The sequence below is a fragment of the Thalassospira sp. CH_XMU1448-2 genome, assembly GCF_037027285.1.
GTDB lineage: Bacteria > Pseudomonadota > Alphaproteobacteria > Rhodospirillales > Thalassospiraceae > Thalassospira > Thalassospira profundimaris_C.
In genome coordinates this window covers 400,721-416,976 of the sequence record NZ_JAYMEA010000003.1, presented here as the reverse complement: position 1 = coordinate 416,976, position 16,256 = coordinate 400,721, and the positions used below count along the sequence as shown (strand labels likewise).

The 16,256-nt window shown below is 54.8% G+C and carries 15 protein-coding genes; 8 read left to right on the top strand and 7 right to left on the bottom strand.

Going from position 1 to position 16,256, the window contains the following annotated elements:
• Positions 1-163 precede the first annotated feature (163 nt).
• The 4 genes from cimA to WA318_RS14430 all read left to right on the top strand — a co-directional run bounded on the left by cimA (position 164) and on the right by WA318_RS14430 (position 4,631).
• Positions 164-1,777, top strand: a complete 1,614-nt coding sequence (cimA, locus tag WA318_RS14445) for a citramalate synthase (RefSeq protein ID WP_443082641.1) — start codon at positions 164-166, stop codon at positions 1,775-1,777.
• A 210-nt stretch (positions 1,778-1,987) separates the two neighbouring features.
• Positions 1,988-2,770: an RNA methyltransferase gene (locus tag WA318_RS14440; RefSeq protein ID WP_336082182.1), complete on the top strand. Its 783-nt coding sequence runs from the start codon at positions 1,988-1,990 to the stop codon at positions 2,768-2,770.
• A gap of 293 nt (positions 2,771-3,063) precedes the next feature.
• Entirely contained in the window at positions 3,064-3,681 is a 618-nt protein-coding gene (rpsD, locus tag WA318_RS14435; RefSeq protein ID WP_114098997.1) for a 30S ribosomal protein S4, read from the top strand.
• Between the two features lie 296 nt (positions 3,682-3,977).
• The gene (locus tag WA318_RS14430; RefSeq protein WP_336082178.1) at positions 3,978-4,631 is read left to right on the top strand and encodes a LysE family translocator; all 654 of its coding nucleotides are present in this window, start codon (positions 3,978-3,980) and stop codon (positions 4,629-4,631) included.
• 94 nt (positions 4,632-4,725) lie between these two features.
• Here WA318_RS14430 and WA318_RS14425 read toward each other — a convergent pair whose 3' ends face one another.
• The 4 genes from WA318_RS14425 to WA318_RS14410 all read right to left on the bottom strand — a co-directional run bounded on the left by WA318_RS14425 (position 4,726) and on the right by WA318_RS14410 (position 8,846).
• Complete coding sequence (locus WA318_RS14425) at positions 4,726-6,924, bottom strand: mechanosensitive ion channel family protein (protein WP_336082176.1); 2,199 nt, start codon at positions 6,922-6,924, stop codon at positions 4,726-4,728.
• Between the two features lie 192 nt (positions 6,925-7,116).
• Positions 7,117-7,452 carry a Grx4 family monothiol glutaredoxin gene (gene grxD / locus WA318_RS14420; RefSeq protein ID WP_114099000.1) on the bottom strand — a complete coding sequence of 112 codons (336 nt, stop codon included), beginning with the start codon at positions 7,450-7,452 and terminating at the stop codon, positions 7,117-7,119.
• Positions 7,453-7,544: 92 nt separating this feature from the next.
• Positions 7,545-8,453, bottom strand: coding sequence for an EamA family transporter RarD (gene rarD / locus WA318_RS14415; protein WP_336082173.1), 909 nt, complete (start codon positions 8,451-8,453; stop codon positions 7,545-7,547).
• Positions 8,454-8,612: 159 nt separating this feature from the next.
• Positions 8,613-8,846 (bottom strand): BolA family protein, encoded by a 234-nt coding sequence (locus WA318_RS14410; RefSeq protein WP_114099002.1) that lies wholly within the window; start codon positions 8,844-8,846, stop codon positions 8,613-8,615.
• A 310-nt stretch (positions 8,847-9,156) separates the two neighbouring features.
• On the opposite strand from WA318_RS14410, the gene WA318_RS14405 reads away from it, so the two are divergent.
• Positions 9,157-9,651: a glyoxalase superfamily protein gene (locus WA318_RS14405; protein WP_114099003.1), complete on the top strand. Its 495-nt coding sequence runs from the start codon at positions 9,157-9,159 to the stop codon at positions 9,649-9,651.
• Positions 9,648-10,106 carry a GIY-YIG nuclease family protein gene (locus tag WA318_RS14400; RefSeq protein WP_336082171.1) on the top strand — a complete coding sequence of 153 codons (459 nt, stop codon included), beginning with the start codon at positions 9,648-9,650 and terminating at the stop codon, positions 10,104-10,106. Before WA318_RS14405 ends, WA318_RS14400 begins: the two co-directional genes overlap by 4 nt.
• Here WA318_RS14400 and moaA read toward each other — a convergent pair.
• The 3 genes from moaA to WA318_RS14385 form a co-directional block, all read right to left on the bottom strand.
• A complete protein-coding gene (gene moaA, locus WA318_RS14395) occupies positions 10,103-11,101 on the bottom strand; it encodes a GTP 3',8-cyclase MoaA (protein WP_114099058.1) in 999 nt (332 codons plus the stop codon). The two genes, WA318_RS14400 and moaA, sit on opposite strands and share 4 nt — an antisense overlap.
• A gap of 230 nt (positions 11,102-11,331) precedes the next feature.
• The gene (locus WA318_RS14390) at positions 11,332-12,147 is read right to left on the bottom strand and encodes a hypothetical protein (RefSeq protein ID WP_114099004.1); all 816 of its coding nucleotides are present in this window, start codon (positions 12,145-12,147) and stop codon (positions 11,332-11,334) included.
• Positions 12,148-12,350: 203 nt separating this feature from the next.
• Positions 12,351-12,536 (bottom strand): DUF3553 domain-containing protein, encoded by a 186-nt coding sequence (locus WA318_RS14385; protein WP_068517193.1) that lies wholly within the window; start codon positions 12,534-12,536, stop codon positions 12,351-12,353.
• 267 nt (positions 12,537-12,803) lie between these two features.
• Between WA318_RS14385 and WA318_RS14380 the strand changes: the two genes are divergently transcribed.
• Entirely contained in the window at positions 12,804-13,409 is a 606-nt protein-coding gene (locus WA318_RS14380; RefSeq protein WP_114099005.1) for a histidine phosphotransferase family protein, read from the top strand.
• Between the two features lie 143 nt (positions 13,410-13,552).
• A complete protein-coding gene (locus WA318_RS14375) occupies positions 13,553-16,255 on the top strand; it encodes a hybrid sensor histidine kinase/response regulator (RefSeq protein ID WP_114099006.1) in 2,703 nt (900 codons plus the stop codon).
• The last annotated feature ends 1 nt before the right edge of the window (position 16,256 follow it).

The window sequence follows — 16,256 nt, the reverse complement described above, 5'->3', positions numbered from 1 at the left end:
GGGTGGGATAGGGTGGAAAACGTCCCAAGCAGCCTGATTTGCGTAATGCTGTTGCGCTGAGGGGGGTTTTGCGGCAATTTGCCAGACCCGTTTACCGGAAAGAGCCGATCCGTAAGGGAAAGCAAGGCCACCCGGGAAGAGAATTCGATCAGTTGGAATGAATATGTCAGACAAGCGCGTCTATCTATATGACAGTACCTTGCGCGACGGGCAGCAGACCCAGGGCGTGGATTTTTCGGCCGCGGACAAGACCGCGATTGCCAAGGCACTGGACGAATTGTCGATTGACTATATTGAAGGTGGTTGGCCGGGGGCAAATCCGACCGATGATGCATTCTTTGCCAATCCGCCCAAGCTTAAGAATTCCAAACTGACCGCTTTTGGCATGACGCGTCGTGCCGGCCGTTCGGCATCAAATGATCCGGGGCTGGCAAGCCTCGCGCAGAATGCGCCGATCGTTTGTATGGTGGGCAAAAGCTGGGACTTTCAGGTCACCGAGGCGCTGGGGATCGAGCTTGATGAAAATCTGGCGATGATTTCGGAATCCATTGCCCATCTGAAATCACAAGTTTCCGAAGTCATGTTCGATGCCGAGCATTTCTTTGATGGCTATAAAGCCAACCGGGACTACGCGCTTTCGGCGATCAAGTCGGCCTATGAAGCCGGTGCGCGCTGGGTGGTTTTGTGCGACACCAATGGTGGCACGCTGCCGGACGAGATTTTTGACATCGTGACCGATGTTTGCTCAGTCATTCCGGGCGGCAACGTCGGCATTCATTGCCATAATGATACGGAAAACGCGGTCGCGAACTCGCTTGCGGCGGTGCGTGCGGGGGCGCGACAGGTGCAGGGCACGCTGAATGGTCTGGGCGAGCGTTGCGGCAATGCCAACCTGATTTCGATCATTCCGACCCTGATGCTCAAGATGGGATATAATGTTGGTATCTCGCATGAACAACTGACCCATTTGCGCCGGATTTCGCATGTTCTTGACGAGCGCCTGAACCGTGAACCGTTGCGTCAGGCAGCCTATGTCGGTGACAGTGCCTTTGCGCATAAGGGCGGGCTTCATGTATCGGCTGTGGAAAAGAACCCGGCCTGTTACGAGCATGTCGAACCGGAACTGGTCGGGAACCAGCGCCATATCCTTGTGTCCGATCAGGCGGGGCGTTCGAATATTCTGGCCCGTTTCCGTGAAATCGGTGTCGAGGTCGATCCAAAATCCGAAGCGATTGGCAAGCTGGTTGAAACCGTCAAGCAGCGCGAGTTTGACGGTTATGCCTATGACGGGGCCGAAGCCAGCTTTGAACTTCTGGCCCGCAAGGCGATGGGCGAGCTTGATCGTTATTTCCGTGTGACATCGTTCCGTGTGATTGACGAACGTCGCTGGGTTGATGAGCAGGACGAGCAGGTCATCACCATGTCCGAAGCCACCGTCAAGGTCGTGGTCGGCGAAGACCAGTTCATGTCGGTCGCCGAAGGTAACGGTCCGGTCAACGCCCTTGATGCGGCATTGCGCAAGGTTCTGGTAACGGTGCCGGAATATCGCGAAGCGGTCGAGCAGATCGAACTGATCGATTATAAGGTCCGCATCATAACCCGTGGCGATGGCACGCGCGCGGTGACCCGCGTCATGATCGAAAGCCGCGACAAGGATGGCAATAGCTGGTCGACGGTTGGAGTTTCGACCAACATTATCGAGGCGTCCTATAACGCGCTTCGCGATTCCATTACCTATAAGCTGTTCAAATCCAGCGTACGCAGCCAGCACGGCTAAACCCGACGCCTTTGAACGCTGCATCATGCGACCGGGCAGTATCTGTCCGGTCGTTTGTATTTGGGGCGGGGGATGGATGCCGCGGAGCAATGTGATCGCAGCTTGCCGTCATCGAGACTGGCGCGAATGGTTGGCTTTTGCTAAGTAAGCGCCAATATTGACGGAAATATCCGTCACCAACCCGCATTTGACGACCGGAGATCTGACCCGATGAGCGACGCCGTAGGGAGTGCCAAACCCGAAACTGGGGGCATTGCCAATCCGCCCGTAATCATTCTGATTGAACCGCAGCTTGGCGACAATATCGGCAAGGCTGCGCGGGCGATGTTGAACTGTGGTCTGGTCGATCTGCGTCTGGTGCGGCCGCGCGATGGCTGGCCCAATGAACGGGCGACGGCCAATGCATCGGGTGCCGATATCGTGATTGATAACACCCGGGTGTTCGAGCGCGAGGAAGATGCCCTTGCTGATCTCAACCGCGTTTATGTGACCACGGCCCGCACCCGTGATGCGATCAAACCGGTCTTTACCCCGAAAGGTCTGGCACCGGAAATGCGCACCGTGATCGGGCGTGGTGAAAAGGTTGGTGTGATGTTCGGTCCGGAACGGACCGGTGTGCGCAATGAACATATTGCGATGGGTGATGCGGTTGTGACCGTGCCGCTTAATCCCGGTTTCACGTCGCTTAATCTGGCGCAGGCGGTTCTGCTGATCGGGTATGAATGGTGGCAGGCCGGCGTCGATGTGCCCGATTATCAGATGATGATGAACGATACCTTCCCGGCGACCAAGGATGATATGGAACGCCTGTTTGTTCATCTTGAGACCGAGCTTGATGCATCGGGATTCTTCCGGGTAGAGGAAAAACGTCCGAACATGCAGCGCAATATCCGCAACATCTTTAACCGTGCGAACTTGACCCATCAGGAAGTCCAGACATTGCGCGGCATGATCGTTGCGATGCGCGGCGGCAAGTTCAAAGCCAAGGATTGATCCTGCAAACCCGATATTGTCCAGTAGGTTATCGGGGAAGCGCCGCCGGGTTTGGCAAAGGGGCGGTTTGCTTTGACCGCTATCGCATCCGATGCGGCAGAAATGCAGGGCTTGCATGCATTGTCAGGCGGGCGATTAATGTTTGACTCTTGGTCAATCATCTCTATATTGCGCCTCACTTCCGAGAAAGCGGGTCGAAACAGGTGTTTTCGTCCCCGTTCCGTATGTCCGGATACCGGCATGTGGAAACTATCGGGACAATAAAGTGATCTTTAAAAAAAGAGAGTTACAAAATGTCGAAACGTATTGCTGCAAAGCATAAGATTGACCGCCGCCTTGGTGTTAACCTTTGGGGTCGTGCAAAGTCGCCGCTGAACAAGCGCGAATACGCACCGGGTATGCATGGCGCAACCCGTCGTAAGAAGCCGACCGACTATGGTACCCAGCTGTTCGCTAAACAGCAGCTTAAAGGCTACTACGGTTCCATCTCCGAAAAACAGTTCCTGCGTTACTTCAAAGAAGCATCGCGTCGTCCGGGTGACACCTCGGAAACCCTCGTTGGTATCCTTGAGCAGCGCCTCGACGCGGTTATCTACCGCATGAAATTCGTTCCGACCGTGTTTGCTGCACGTCAGTTCGTTAACCACGGCCACATTCTTGTTAACGGCAAGAAAGTAACCATTCCGTCCTACCTTGTTAAAGAAGGTGACGTTGTCGAAGTGAAATCCGCTTCGCGCGAAATCCCGATGGTTATGGAAGCAGCCAACCTGGCAGAACGTGACGTTCCGGAATATCTCGACGTTGATGCGAAAGCCTTCAAAGGTACCTTCGTTCGCGTTCCGAAATTCGCAGAAATTCCGTACCCGGTTCAGATGCAGCCGAACCTGGTCGTCGAATTCTACTCGCGTTAATCCTTACGGATTTCGCGACGAAACGATACGAAGACGCCCGCTGGAAACAGCGGGCGTTTTTGTTTGGCTGTATCACGGGCCACCATCGGCCAGCTTTGAAATAATCCTGTCAGAAATTGCTCTGGCGGGATTGTTTTTTGCCCAAACGGCTTTGTTGACAGACAGAGATTTCAAACTTTGTTGCCCCAAAGAGTTTCCTTGATTTTCCATGCCGCGGGCCGCATCTTGACGGTAGGAAAAATATAAAAAATGTCATACGAACCCTTTGGGTGCGTTATGAAGCCAAGGAAACACCGATGCATCTTGAAACCTGGCTTGCCTATGTTGCGGCCTATACCATGATCTGCCTGATCCCGGGGCCAAGCGTCCTGATGGTGCTGGGGCAATCTGTGTCGCGCGGACGCGGTGCGGCGCTTTATTGCGTGATTGGGGATCTTGCCGGGGGTGTGTCGGTGATGACGGCATCCTATCTTGGGCTTGGTGCGGTTCTTGCCGCATCAAGCGAGATGTTCATGGTCGTGAAATGGGCGGGCGTGGCCTATATGGCGATCCTTGGTGTCCTGCAAATTCGTCAGGCCCGCCGTGAAGGCCGATTTGGCGGGCACGCTGTTTCAGATGGCGGGGAAAATGTGGTTTCCCATCCTGCCGAACAGGGTCTTTGGACAGGTTTGCGGGCGGGGTTCCTGACCGGCGTTCTGAACCCCAAGATCATTCTGTTTTACATGGCGTTTCTGTCGCAATTCATTGATCCGACCGGCAATCAGACGGCCCAGTTCCTGATCCTGATGGTGACGTCGCTTGTGATTGTTGCAGCTGTTCTGTGCAGTTATGTCTTTGCCGCGTCACGGGTGCAGACCCTGCTTAAGGGCAAAAAGGCCCGTCAGTATCTTGGTTATGGCGGTGGTGGATTGATGCTTGGTGGCAGTGCAATCATGGCAGCGTCACGCTAGAAACCCGATCACAGCCAAACGATCAAAGAAAACCCCCGGTGCGATGTCGCATCGGGGGTTTTGTCTTTCAGGCCTGTCAGGATGCCAGCAACAGCTATGGCTTGTTGAGTTGCTCGGATGCCTGTTGGGCTGCGGCGGCAACGGCTTCCTGTTTTTGTTCCGATGTGGCGTCGGCAGGGACGTCGACCTTGACGTTGCGCGATGCCATCTGGATGCCGTTTTCCTTGAACATCGCCAGAACGCTTTGATAGACGGTTTTGCGAATGGTGAATTGTTCACCGGGTTTGGAGGTATATTTCAACCCGATCACCATGTTGAATTCCTCCATCCGGCGCACGCCCTGGGATTTCAGCGGTTCGATGAAGCTGTCGCCGATCAGCGGATCATTAAGAAGGTCGGCAGAAAGCTTTTTGACCAGCTTTTTGATCTTGTTGACGTCGGTTTCAAATGGCACACGGAATTCCAGTTTGACGATGACCCAGTCGCGGCTGTGGTTGACGATGGATTTGATTTCGCCAAACGGCACGGTCTGAAGCGGACCGCGATGGTGACGCAACTGCATCGACCGGATCGAGATGTTTTCAACCCGCCCCCTGAGGTTATCGACCTCGATATATTCGCCAAGGCGGAATGCATCATCAAGCAGGAAGAACACACCCGCGACAACGTCACGCACCAGTGCCTGACTGCCAAAGCCAAGCGCCAGACCAACCACGCCTGCACCGGCAATCAGCGGCCCGATATCAACGCCAAGCGATGACAGCGTGACCATGGCCACCATGATCACGATTACCGTCAGGGCAAAGTTCTTGAGCAGCGGCAGCAGGGTTTCAATACGTGACAGCCCGGCGCCACCACCTTCGTCACCGCCGTGACCACTGTTTGACGCGCTCATGCGTTCATCAAGGAATGTCTTGATCAGCGACCAGATCAGATCAGCAATCAGAAGGATCATGATGATTTCGGTTGATGCATCAATGATCCGGGCAAAGATCCCGGCATCCTCTGCCATCGCCAGACGATCCAGACCCCAGATGCGCCACATGCCAGCCAGCACAAAGACCAGAGCCAGCAGGCGCACGCCGCGTTTCAAGACGGTGGTGAAGACCGGAAGCTTGGGTTTGACCGGCTGGTATTCTTCGTCATGTTCAAGGGCATTTGCCTGTGCCGCGGCATTTCGCTCGGTTGCTTCCTGTTCGGCGGCTTTGACCTTGATGCGATGCTGGCCTTCGATGATGTTGCGGAAGATCACATCAAACAGACAGGCCAGACCGATCACCAGCAAGGCCTTGAGCGCGCGCTCCGCCCCGACAATTGCCGCGCCGCCGACAAGGATCAGCCAGGCCGAAACAATCGCGGGCCATAGACGGGCAATCGAGGTTGGCAGGGCGATCTTTTCGACTTCATTGGTTGCTGTGTGGCTGGCAAAGAACCGGCCAAGCCACCATGTCGCGACACAGAATGAAATGACTGCGATCAATACAGCAAGGTCAAACAGGATCACATCGCCCAGGACCATGGTTGGTGCGGCGCTGAATACACCGGCCAGCCCGAAGGCAAACAGGGAAATCCCCGCCGCCCAGGTCAGGCTTTTGGTCAGGGCAGTGGCTGCAAGCGGATCAACATTGATCATGCGAAGACCATCGGCCTTGGGCGCAAACAGGAACTGCAAAATGATCATCAGGATACGCAGCAGGAAGAACGATGTCAGCAGCGACATTACCGCTGCTTTCATGATCGGCGGCCAGTCAAAGATCAGGAATGTGCCCACCGACCCGATGGCAAATACACCAAGTGACAGCAGTGAAAGCACACAAAGGGCGATGATCTGTTTGAGGCGGTCGGAGAATTTTTCGGGTGTCTGGGCCTCAAGATAGGCGCACATGGATGCAGAAAACCGGCGATAGATGATCTCGGCAATGATTCCGACACCAACAAAAACAGCCGTGAAAATGGCAACCCACATCAGACCGGTCTTGCCGAAATCCGAAGACATCAGGGCCAGGGTGGCGTCAACTTCGTCGGGGAAGGCGCCAAAACCGCGAAGGGTTTCGTCAATATGGGCCTTGGTGCGGTTGATGCCATCATCAAGGAACGCGTAATAGCTGAAGGCCTCGGCTGCAACATCATCGGGCGCGCTGGTCGGGCTGGATGTGGCAGGGGCAGCATCATTTGATCCGGCCATGGCGGCAACGGCAGCCATTTGTGCAGATGCAGGTGTGTGCTGGGCGACAAAGCATGTAGAAACCAGCCAGATTGCCAGCCATGCCATTGTTTTGATTGCTCGTTTCATCCCTGGTCTTTTCCCCTGTTACGCGACGGTTCGCATCTCACAAAGATGGGGAACTTGGTCCCAAGCATCAAGAAATAGTTTTGCGACGTAGGGGTAATAAACGCCAAGGATGTATTTTGAACAGTCAAAGGCACAAAAAAAACGCGCCGGGCATGGCCACAGCGCGTTTTAGCGTCGGGTGTGTTGCGCGCCTTAGGCCGCGACAGCAACGCCCTTGTCTTTAAGATGCTGGGCCAGTTCGCCCGAAGCAAACATTTCGCGTACAATGTCGCAACCGCCAAGGAACTCGCCCTTGACGTAAAGCTGCGGAATGGTCGGCCAGTTCGAGAAGTCCTTGATACCCTGGCGGATTGCCGGGTCTACCAGAACGTTGATGTCCTTGAACTGAACGCCAAGCTCGGCCATGACCTGAACCACGGCAGCAGAGAAGCCGCACTGCGGGAACATTGCGGTGCCCTTCATGAACAGAACGATGTCGTTATCGTTGATGTCCTTCTGGATGCGATCGAAAACCGGATTGTCGGTCATAATGATTGTCCTTGGCTTGAGCGGCGATCTTGTGGCCGCGGAAACGAGTTAAACTTTTATGGCCGAAGATATGGCTGGAACCTGTGGTTCTGTCAACTGTTGCGGCGGTTTTTACGGGCTGTGCGAAAGTTATCCCATGTAAAAATACCAAGTCCGAACCATACAAGACCATAGGTGACCATATGCGCGCTGGTAAAGGTTTCTCCAAATACCAGAACCGCGACAAAGAACTGCAGGGTCGGATTGAGATATTGCATCAAGCCCAGAACCGAGAATTTCATGTTCCGCGCGGCATAGGCAAACAGGACAAGCGGGACTGTGGTGCAAACACCCAGTCCGACCAAAAGCAGATCATTGGTCGTGTCGGTATGGCCAAATGCCATGCCGCCCTGTCCGCTTAGCCAGACCATATAGCCAAGGGCAATTGGCGTGATCAGCGCACATTCCACAAACAGTCCGGCAATCGGATCGGCTGGTACAAATTTGCGGATTACCCCGTAAAAGCCAAAAAGGGATGACAGGCTAAGCGCAATCCAGGGCAATTGGCCGTAAAAGACCAGAAGGTTTATGACCCCGATGGCACAGATGCCAACCGACAGGATCTGAATCCGGTTAAGTTTTTCGGCAAAGAAAATCCGCGCAAGGATCAGCATGATCAGCGGCATGATGTAATAGCCAAGGCTTGCTTCAAGCGCGTTGCCGCTATTGACCGCCCAGATATAGATCACCCAGTTTCCCGCCACCAGCAAACTGCTCAGGAACAAAAGCCCCAGCGTCTTGGCCGAGGAAATAAGAACCCAAAGCTGTTTGCGACGGCCAAGTGCAAAGATCATCGCGAATGTCAAAACCGCCGACCAGATGATCCGGTGTGACAGGATTTCAAGCGGCACCGCAAAGGATACCATTTTGAAATACAGGCCAAAAATGCCCCAGATGGTAAAGGCACCAAGTCCGGCAAGTGGTCCGGCACCGATCAGAGCAGGCTTTTCCTGTGATGACATTTGATGAGCCGTGGTCAGTTAATGGGGCTGGTCAAACCGGATCGCGGGCGTGGTGGCGGGCGGTTCCGGTTTTAACGAAATCGGGCGCCGATAGGTGGTCGGCGCCCGAAAAAATCTTGCCTTTTGCCAAAATACCGACTGGCGCATGCAACTGGCGGGTTATTCCGGTGCTGACGTCTGAAGGGCAAGGGCATGCAGATCGCCGCCCATTTTGCCCTTGAGCGCGGAATAAACCATCTGGTGCTGAACCACGCGGGTTTTGCCGCGGAAGGATTCAGATACAACAATTGCAGCATAATGATCGCCATCACCGCGCAGATCCTCGATCCGGACATCGGCGTCAGGAAGGGCTTCCTTGATCATGTTTTCGATTTCATAGGCTTCCATGGCCATGGCGTTTATTCCTTATAAATGATCGGTGGCATGTGGCGGACCCCGATTAAACCTCTTTTCTCTGGTATATGTTGTTGTCACGGGGGCTGTCAATTTCTGCGCGCGGGGCAGGAACAAACATTGGTGAAAGATGCTGTGAAGCTTGTCTTGGAAGCGATATTACGCTAATTACCTAGCCTTGGGTTGCGCACACCCGCCGTCCGCAAGGTTATCCTTTGGTAAAGTGGCGCTTATGAATAAAACGGACCCGTTTCCCGATCAGGGTACGGCCCGGCAATGCGGACCCCCGGCCTCCTGTGTGGAGACGAAAATGACTTCAAACAGTCTGAATATCAGCCGTGCCGATATCGACACGGATGCGACTGAACAATTCAAGGCACAGGCAAAACGCCTGCGCAAAGCATTGGCCGCGCGCGATGTATCAATCTCGCATGCCGGATCGCTGGAACTTTTGGCGCAAAGCCACGGTTTCCGGGACTGGAATACCGCGGTCGCCATGGCGCGCCGGAACATCCCGACCAATGTTTCCGATCTTGGCATCGGCAAACGCTTTGCCGGATCGTACCTTGGCCATGCGGTCACCGGATTGATCCGCAGTGTGACGGCCACCCCGACACCGGGCGTTTTCCGGGTTGAGGTGCATCTTGATGAACCGGTGGATGTAGTGGAATCAAAGCGCTTTAGCGGCTATCGCCAGCGCATAGCGTCACGGATCAACGAACATTGCGAACCGGTTCTGGTCAATGGCATGGCCGGGCCGGGGCTTTCGATTGATCTGCTGTTGCGCGATCAAGACGGCCAGTGACACAGTTTATTGAAACGATAAATGACCAAACGCTCCGGCAGCTTCCCAAAGTTGCCGGGGCCTATGTGCTGGTGATCGAACTGGCAAATGACCTTGCCCTTCGAAACAAACGTTTTGCCGGAACCATTTTGCCCAAAGGCACCTACCTTTATTGTGGCTCGGCCAACGGCCCCGGCGGCATTGCTGCGCGCGTCAAACGCCACTGCAAAGCTGACAAGAAACCCCATTGGCATGTCGATGAACTGACCTCAAACGGGGCAGGGCGGGTTGTGTCTGTGCTGGTGGTGCCGGGCGGGAATGAGTGCGAGCTTAGGGCCCGCTTGCAACTACATGCGCCCGATATCCCGGTAATCGGGTTCGGCAGTAGCGATTGCATCGATTGCCCGTCACACTTGATGTATGTGCTGACAAATCAATTAAGTAACTTCACGGAAACCATCGCAGAAGGCGTTTAGCCCCCCGTCATGCTCATATGACGACCGACAGCCGGTTTCTGGCCTTTGCGGTCGATCACGAAGTCATGGCCCTTGGGTTTAAGGTCCATGGCGGCATCAAGCATCTGATCGAGTGCACGCGGATCGCCGGTGCGCAGGGCGGCGCGCAGGTCCACATGGTCTTCCTGACCAAGGCACATGTAAAGCGTACCGGTGCAGGTCACACGCACGCGGTTGCAACCTTCGCAGAAATTATGGGTCAACGGGGTGATGAAGCCCAGACGCCCACCGGTTTCGGCCACGGTGGTATAGCGGGCCGGGCCCGGGGTGACGTGATCGGACGGGATCAGGGTGAATTCCTGTTCCAGACGTTCGCGGACCACAGTCAGTGGCAAATACTGATCGGTGCGGTCGCCATCAATATCGCCAAGCGGCATGGTTTCGATCAGGCAAAGATCGAAACCTTCTTTCCCGCACCATGACACCAGACGCGACATTTCATCTTCGTTGAAGTTCCGAAGGGCAACCGTATTGATCTTGATGCTGATCCCGGCAGCCTTGGCGGCTTCAAGCCCGGCGAGAACCTGTTCAAGGCGGCCACGGCGGGTGATTTCGGTGAATTTCTGGGAATCAAGGCTATCAAGCGAGATGTTCAGGCGCTTGACGCCAAGGCGGGCCAGATCATCGGCATAGGTGGCAAGCTGGCTGCCATTGGTGGTCATGGTCAGTTCATCAAGCGCGCCGGTTTTGAGATGACGCGACAGGTCTGAAATCAGATCCATTATGCCACGGCGCACCAGCGGTTCACCGCCGGTCAGGCGCAATTTGCGGACACCGCGATTGATAAAGGCCGAGCAAAGCTGATCGAGTTCCTCGAGTGTCAGGACTTCGGATTTTGGCAGGAAGGTCATGTTTTCCGCCATGCAATAGGTGCAGCGGAAATCGCAGCGATCCGTTACAGAAACGCGCAAGTAGGAGACATGCCGGCCGTATTTGTCGATCAGTGGTTTGGTCATGGCGTTGGTTTGCAACATTAACTCTGGTTTCGCGGGGCCTTGGTATCAGACTGTGGCACAGCAGCCCCGGTGTTGACCAGCCCGTTTAGAATGTCTGTGATCACCTTTCCGTCAGGTGCAAACGAAAAAAGCCGCACAGGGTGCAGAATGATATCACCTGTGCGGCCTTTGTTATAGGTCACCGGCGGGTAACCGACGGGTAACTGTGCGTCGCTTTGGGCGCATCTGGCTTACGATGCCGAATGGCGGGCAATGTCGGCGTCAATCGACTTCATGACTTCGCGCAGGGTTGCGACATCTTCGCTGCCCATTTTGGCAACCAGTTCTGCGGAATGTTCGGGGACCCGAAGGATTTCACGAACATCGCCAAACAGGGCATCAAGCAGGCGAACGCAATGGGCCTCGGTGAAGTGCCAGTGGACTTCGCCAGACGGCAGGTTGTCATTGACCAGTTGCAGCAGCCATTTTTTGCGATGATCGTAATCGCGGAAATGAAGCGCCATGCGGGCAAAGACCAGATTGATGCGCAGCTTGACCGCCGGTTCCTTGGCCAGATGGTCCCAATATTCCGACGGATTGCGCAATTCGTCTTCGTCTTCGGCGTGGGCTTCGATGATTTCGTGAATTTCGCGGTCGATTTCCTGAAGCATGTCCATGCCGACCATCATGCGGATGACCTTGAAGAACGGCTGCAGGATGTCGCGTGACAATGCGCCTTCTTCAAGCGTGCCCGCAGCATCGCCTTCAAGCAGATGTTCAAAGCGTGACACCAGCAAACGCCCGAACGGATCGTGCCGGACAGCAGCATGTTCACGGGCCTTGATCGATTCAAGGTCGCTTTCAAGAACCGCCCATGCCCCGTCAAACAGGTCTTCCTTTTCGCGAAGACCGTCAATTGCCTTGATGATTTGTTCTTCGGTAATCGCGCCGCCATGGTTGCGCGCGTGATGGATCAGCCCCTGGGCGAATTGTTCCAGTACCGTAAAGGCGGCAACATGGTGGCGCTGCTTAAAACTGTCGCGTGGTGGTTTATTGGCTGCAATCATGAAGTGTCCAGACCTTGATTATCACGGTGATACATGATCAGGCAGATCTATCTGTAAGGATAGAATCCATGAGGCCCTGATCCTGCATACGCCGAATTTATTAATAAATTGGTGTCAGCAATTCGTGTGCCAAGGACAGCGCTTCGGGCCTTTGATCACGGACCCGTAATTCGAAACCGGCGCGAGCGCGCATGAAGGGCACTTTATTCGTAGCCGACAGCGGCCTCGACAATTTCGAGCACGACATGGCGGGGCCGGATGATCTGGCGGCCGGCCTCTTCGAAATTGACGGCGATTCTGTCGCCATCAACGGCCTGAATACGGCCGAGCCCCCAATCGGGCTGGTTCGGGTGGCGAACGATGGTGCCAGGAGTCAGCAAGAAATCCATTGGGTTCCCAGTCTGCAATGTGTCTGGGATATATATAGTTGGGCCTTTGACATCCCGCAATTATTCAGTACGGCGGGGACGTCGCGCTGTCATCCTGGCAACAGGCAGGCGGCAATATTTGCCGGGTTGGGCGGCTTAAATTTCGCCTCCGCTAAATAAGCTCTTAACATATCAGGGGGCAATCTGTGCCACCAGAGAGACCGGGTGTCATGTTTGGGGACGTGATGCGCTGAAGAACAAATAGAAATACCTTGGAGAACCCGAAAAATGGTTCAGGACCTCGCCCTTGAAATGACGCTGATCGAACTGATCAGTTCGCGCATTTGCCACGACCTTGTCGGCCCGGTTGGTGCTGTCAATGCCGGGGCGGAACTGATGGGCGAAGATGGCGTTGCCGATGACGAGGCACTTGCCCTGATGCGCAAAAGCGGCCTCGAAGCTGCACGGCGTCTACAATTGTTCCGGCTGGCCTTTGGCCGGGCGGGCAACAGTGTCGATACCAAATCCATGCGCGATGCGGTGCGTCAGACCTATGATGCCGAGGGCAAGGTCAACCTTGATTGGCCTGATTTGCCGATTGATCCAGCTCATGGACGAGTCGTTCTCAATATGGTGATGCTCGCCCGTGAAGCTCTGCCTTTTGGCGGAAAGATTGCGGTTTCACACGAATCCGGTCGCACAACCGTCCTTGCAGAAGGCAAACGTGCGGCATTTCGTCCGGAAGTCATGGCAGTATTGGAGAAAGACGTCGCCGCAGACGGGCTTGATCCACGTACTGTACATGGATTTTTTGTGTTAAATCTGGCCAATCGGACGGGTGGGGAGCTTTCAGTCTTGCAACAGGAAGCAAATATTGCATTGATCTATGGATAAAAAATTGATCTGCGGGTCTGGTAATAACGTGTGGTAGCTTCTACGTAAGTAACCGATGTAACATACGTTTCTCGCCATGCGCGTTTAGAATGGGAGTTCCGGTTCCGGCAAACGTCCCTTTGCCGGAGATTTGGAGGGGGTATATGGACGATCTATTAAGTGAATTTCTGACCGAGACTTCGGAAAGTCTCTCGACGCTTGACGTTGAGTTGGTGAAGCTTGAGCAGAACCCGAATGATCCGGACATTTTGTCGAACATCTTCCGTTTGGTGCATACCATCAAGGGGACCTGTGGTTTCCTTGGTCTGCCGCGACTTGAAGCCGTCGCACATGCAGGCGAGAACGTTCTGGGCAAGATCCGCGACGGCGAGCTGGTTGTAACCGCCGAAGCCGTAACGCTGGTTCTTGAGTCCATCGATACAATTAAATACCTGCTTGGCGAGCTTGAGCAGAATGAAGCCGAACCGGATGGCGATGATGCCGATCTGATTGCCCGCCTGAACCATTTTGCGGACACCGGAACGATCCTGGGTGGTGCTGCACCGGCAGCCGCACCTGAGCCCGAACCGGTTGAGGACGAACCTCTGATCGTTGGCGAAAGTGCTGTCGCGGTTGATAGTGATGCGCTTCAGGCTGCTTTTGATGCCACCGAAGTTGATCCGGAATTCGCAACCTCGTCGGAACCGGAGGAACAGCCGGCTGCTCCTGCGGCACCGCCTGCGGCAGCGAAGTCACAGCAAGTTGCCCCGGCCAAGAAACCGGCCGCCGAGCAAAAAGCCGAACCGCCGCGCGGCGAGGCCAAGGAAAGCTCGGTCGCGGCTCAGACCATTCGTGTGAATGTCGAGCTGCTTGAAAACCTGATGACGCTGGTTTCCGAGCTTGTCCTGACCCGTAACCAGCTGTTGCAGATGGTTCGCGGCAAGGATGACAGTGAATTTACCGTTCCGTTGCAGCGCCTGTCACATATCACGACCGACCTTCAGGAAGGCGTGATGAAGACCCGTATGCAGCCGATTGGCAACGCTTGGGCAAAACTGCCGCGTATTGTTCGCGACCTTGCCCTTGAGATGAACAAGAAGATCGATCTGCAGATGATCGGTGCCGATACCGAGCTGGATCGTCAGGTTCTTGAACTGATCAAGGACCCGCTGACCCACATGGTGCGTAACTCTGCCGACCATGGTCTGGAAGATATTCCGGGACGTCGTGAAGCAGGCAAGCCTGAAACCGGCACCGTGACGCTGAATGCGTATCACGAAGGTGGACACATCATCATCGAGATTTCCGATGATGGTCGTGGTCTTAACCTTGATCGGATCAAGGCCAAAGCCATTGCCAACGGTCTGGCCACCGAAGGTGAACTTGAAGGCATGGGTGAACAGCAGATTCAGCAGTTCATCTTCAAGCCGGGCTTCTCGACTGCGGAAAAGGTTACTTCGGTTTCCGGTCGTGGTGTGGGTATGGACGTTGTGCGTACCAACATCGAAAAGATCGGTGGTACGGTTGAACTGAAATCGGTTGAAGGCCGTGGTTCGACCTTCATCATCAAAATCCCGCTGACTCTTGCGATTGTTTCGGCGCTGATCGTCGAAAGTGGCGGCGAACGCTTTGCCATTCCGCAGATCAGCGTTCTGGAACTTGTTCGTGCATCGAACAATTCCGAACATTCGATCGAGCGTATTCACGACACCCCGGTCCTGCGGTTGCGTAACCGCCTGTTGCCGCTGGTGACGCTGAAGAAAATTCTGGGTCTCGATACCCAGGACCAGACCGACGAAAGTGTTGATGAAGAAGCATTCATCGTTGTCGCACAGGTCGGGACCTATTCGTTCGGTATCATCGTTGACCGCGTGTTTGACACCGAGGAAATCGTGGTCAAACCGGTTGCACCGATCCTGCGCGATCTGTCGCTGTTCTCGGGGAATACGATCCTTGGTGATGGCAGCGTGATCATGATCCTTGACCCGAACGGTATTGCGACCCGTACCGGCGAAATCACCGTTGGTGGTTCGCAAGGTGTTGAAGGCAAAGCCAAAACCGATTCGTCGGATCGCGAAACAACCTCGATGCTGGTCTTCCGGGCTGGTGGTAGCGAAGTGCGTGCGGTTCCGCTGGCACTTGTTGCCCGCCTTGAGGAAATCGATGTCGAGAATATCGAACATTCCAACGGACGTCCGCTGGTTCAGTATCGTGGCAAGCTGATGCCGCTGGTCTTTATTGACGGCAGCTATCAGATGAAGGCCGAAGGTCGCCAGCCGACCCTTGTCTTCCAGGATCGCGAACGGACCATGGGTCTTGTCGTCGACGAGATCGTCGATATCGTTGACGATGTTCTCAATGTTGAACTGACCGCAGATCAGGACGGACTTGTCGGTTCGGCTGTGATCGATGGCAAGGCAACCGATCTGATCGATGCCGGTTACTATCTTGAACTGGCCTTCAGCGACTGGTTCGGGACCGAGGACAATGGCGGCGAGAAGAAGCGTGTTCTTCTGATCGATGACAGCCCGTTCTTCCGGAACCTGTTGACGCCGATGCTGTCGGTTGCCGGTTTCCGGGTTACAGCGGTTGAAACTGCTGAGCAGGCCATGGAACTCAAGAACCGTGGTATCCTGTTTGATGCGATTATCAGCGATATCGAAATGCCGGGCATGAACGGCTTTGAATTCGCCGAAGCGCTTCAGGATGACGAGCTGTGGGGTGAAGTTCCGATCATTGCCCTGTCCTCGCATACCAGCGAAGAAGATTTCGAACGCGGTCGTCAGGTCGGTTTCAGCGACTATGTCGCGAAGTTTGATCGTGATGCCCTTGTCTCGACCCTGGTCCAGACATTGAGCAACGTGTAAT

What these genes read in the sequence shown, in the direction of transcription:
- cimA (WP_443082641.1), top strand. Translation starts at nt 164, where the DNA reads ATGTCAGACAAGCGCGTCTATCTATATGACAGTACCTTGCGCGACGGG.
- WA318_RS14440 (WP_336082182.1), top strand. Translation starts at nt 1,988, where the DNA reads ATGAGCGACGCCGTAGGGAGTGCCAAACCCGAAACTGGGGGCATTGCC.
- rpsD (WP_114098997.1), top strand. Translation starts at nt 3,064, where the DNA reads ATGTCGAAACGTATTGCTGCAAAGCATAAGATTGACCGCCGCCTTGGT.
- WA318_RS14430 (WP_336082178.1), top strand. Translation starts at nt 3,978, where the DNA reads ATGCATCTTGAAACCTGGCTTGCCTATGTTGCGGCCTATACCATGATC.
- WA318_RS14425 (WP_336082176.1), bottom strand. Translation starts at nt 6,924, where the DNA reads ATGAAACGAGCAATCAAAACAATGGCATGGCTGGCAATCTGGCTGGTT.
- grxD (WP_114099000.1), bottom strand. Translation starts at nt 7,452, where the DNA reads ATGACCGACAATCCGGTTTTCGATCGCATCCAGAAGGACATCAACGAT.
- rarD (WP_336082173.1), bottom strand. Translation starts at nt 8,453, where the DNA reads ATGTCATCACAGGAAAAGCCTGCTCTGATCGGTGCCGGACCACTTGCC.
- WA318_RS14410 (WP_114099002.1), bottom strand. Translation starts at nt 8,846, where the DNA reads ATGGCCATGGAAGCCTATGAAATCGAAAACATGATCAAGGAAGCCCTT.
- WA318_RS14405 (WP_114099003.1), top strand. Translation starts at nt 9,157, where the DNA reads ATGACTTCAAACAGTCTGAATATCAGCCGTGCCGATATCGACACGGAT.
- moaA (WP_114099058.1), bottom strand. Translation starts at nt 11,101, where the DNA reads ATGACCAAACCACTGATCGACAAATACGGCCGGCATGTCTCCTACTTG.
- WA318_RS14390 (WP_114099004.1), bottom strand. Translation starts at nt 12,147, where the DNA reads ATGATTGCAGCCAATAAACCACCACGCGACAGTTTTAAGCAGCGCCAC.
- WA318_RS14385 (WP_068517193.1), bottom strand. Translation starts at nt 12,536, where the DNA reads ATGGATTTCTTGCTGACTCCTGGCACCATCGTTCGCCACCCGAACCAG.
- WA318_RS14380 (WP_114099005.1), top strand. Translation starts at nt 12,804, where the DNA reads ATGGTTCAGGACCTCGCCCTTGAAATGACGCTGATCGAACTGATCAGT.
- WA318_RS14375 (WP_114099006.1), top strand. Translation starts at nt 13,553, where the DNA reads ATGGACGATCTATTAAGTGAATTTCTGACCGAGACTTCGGAAAGTCTC.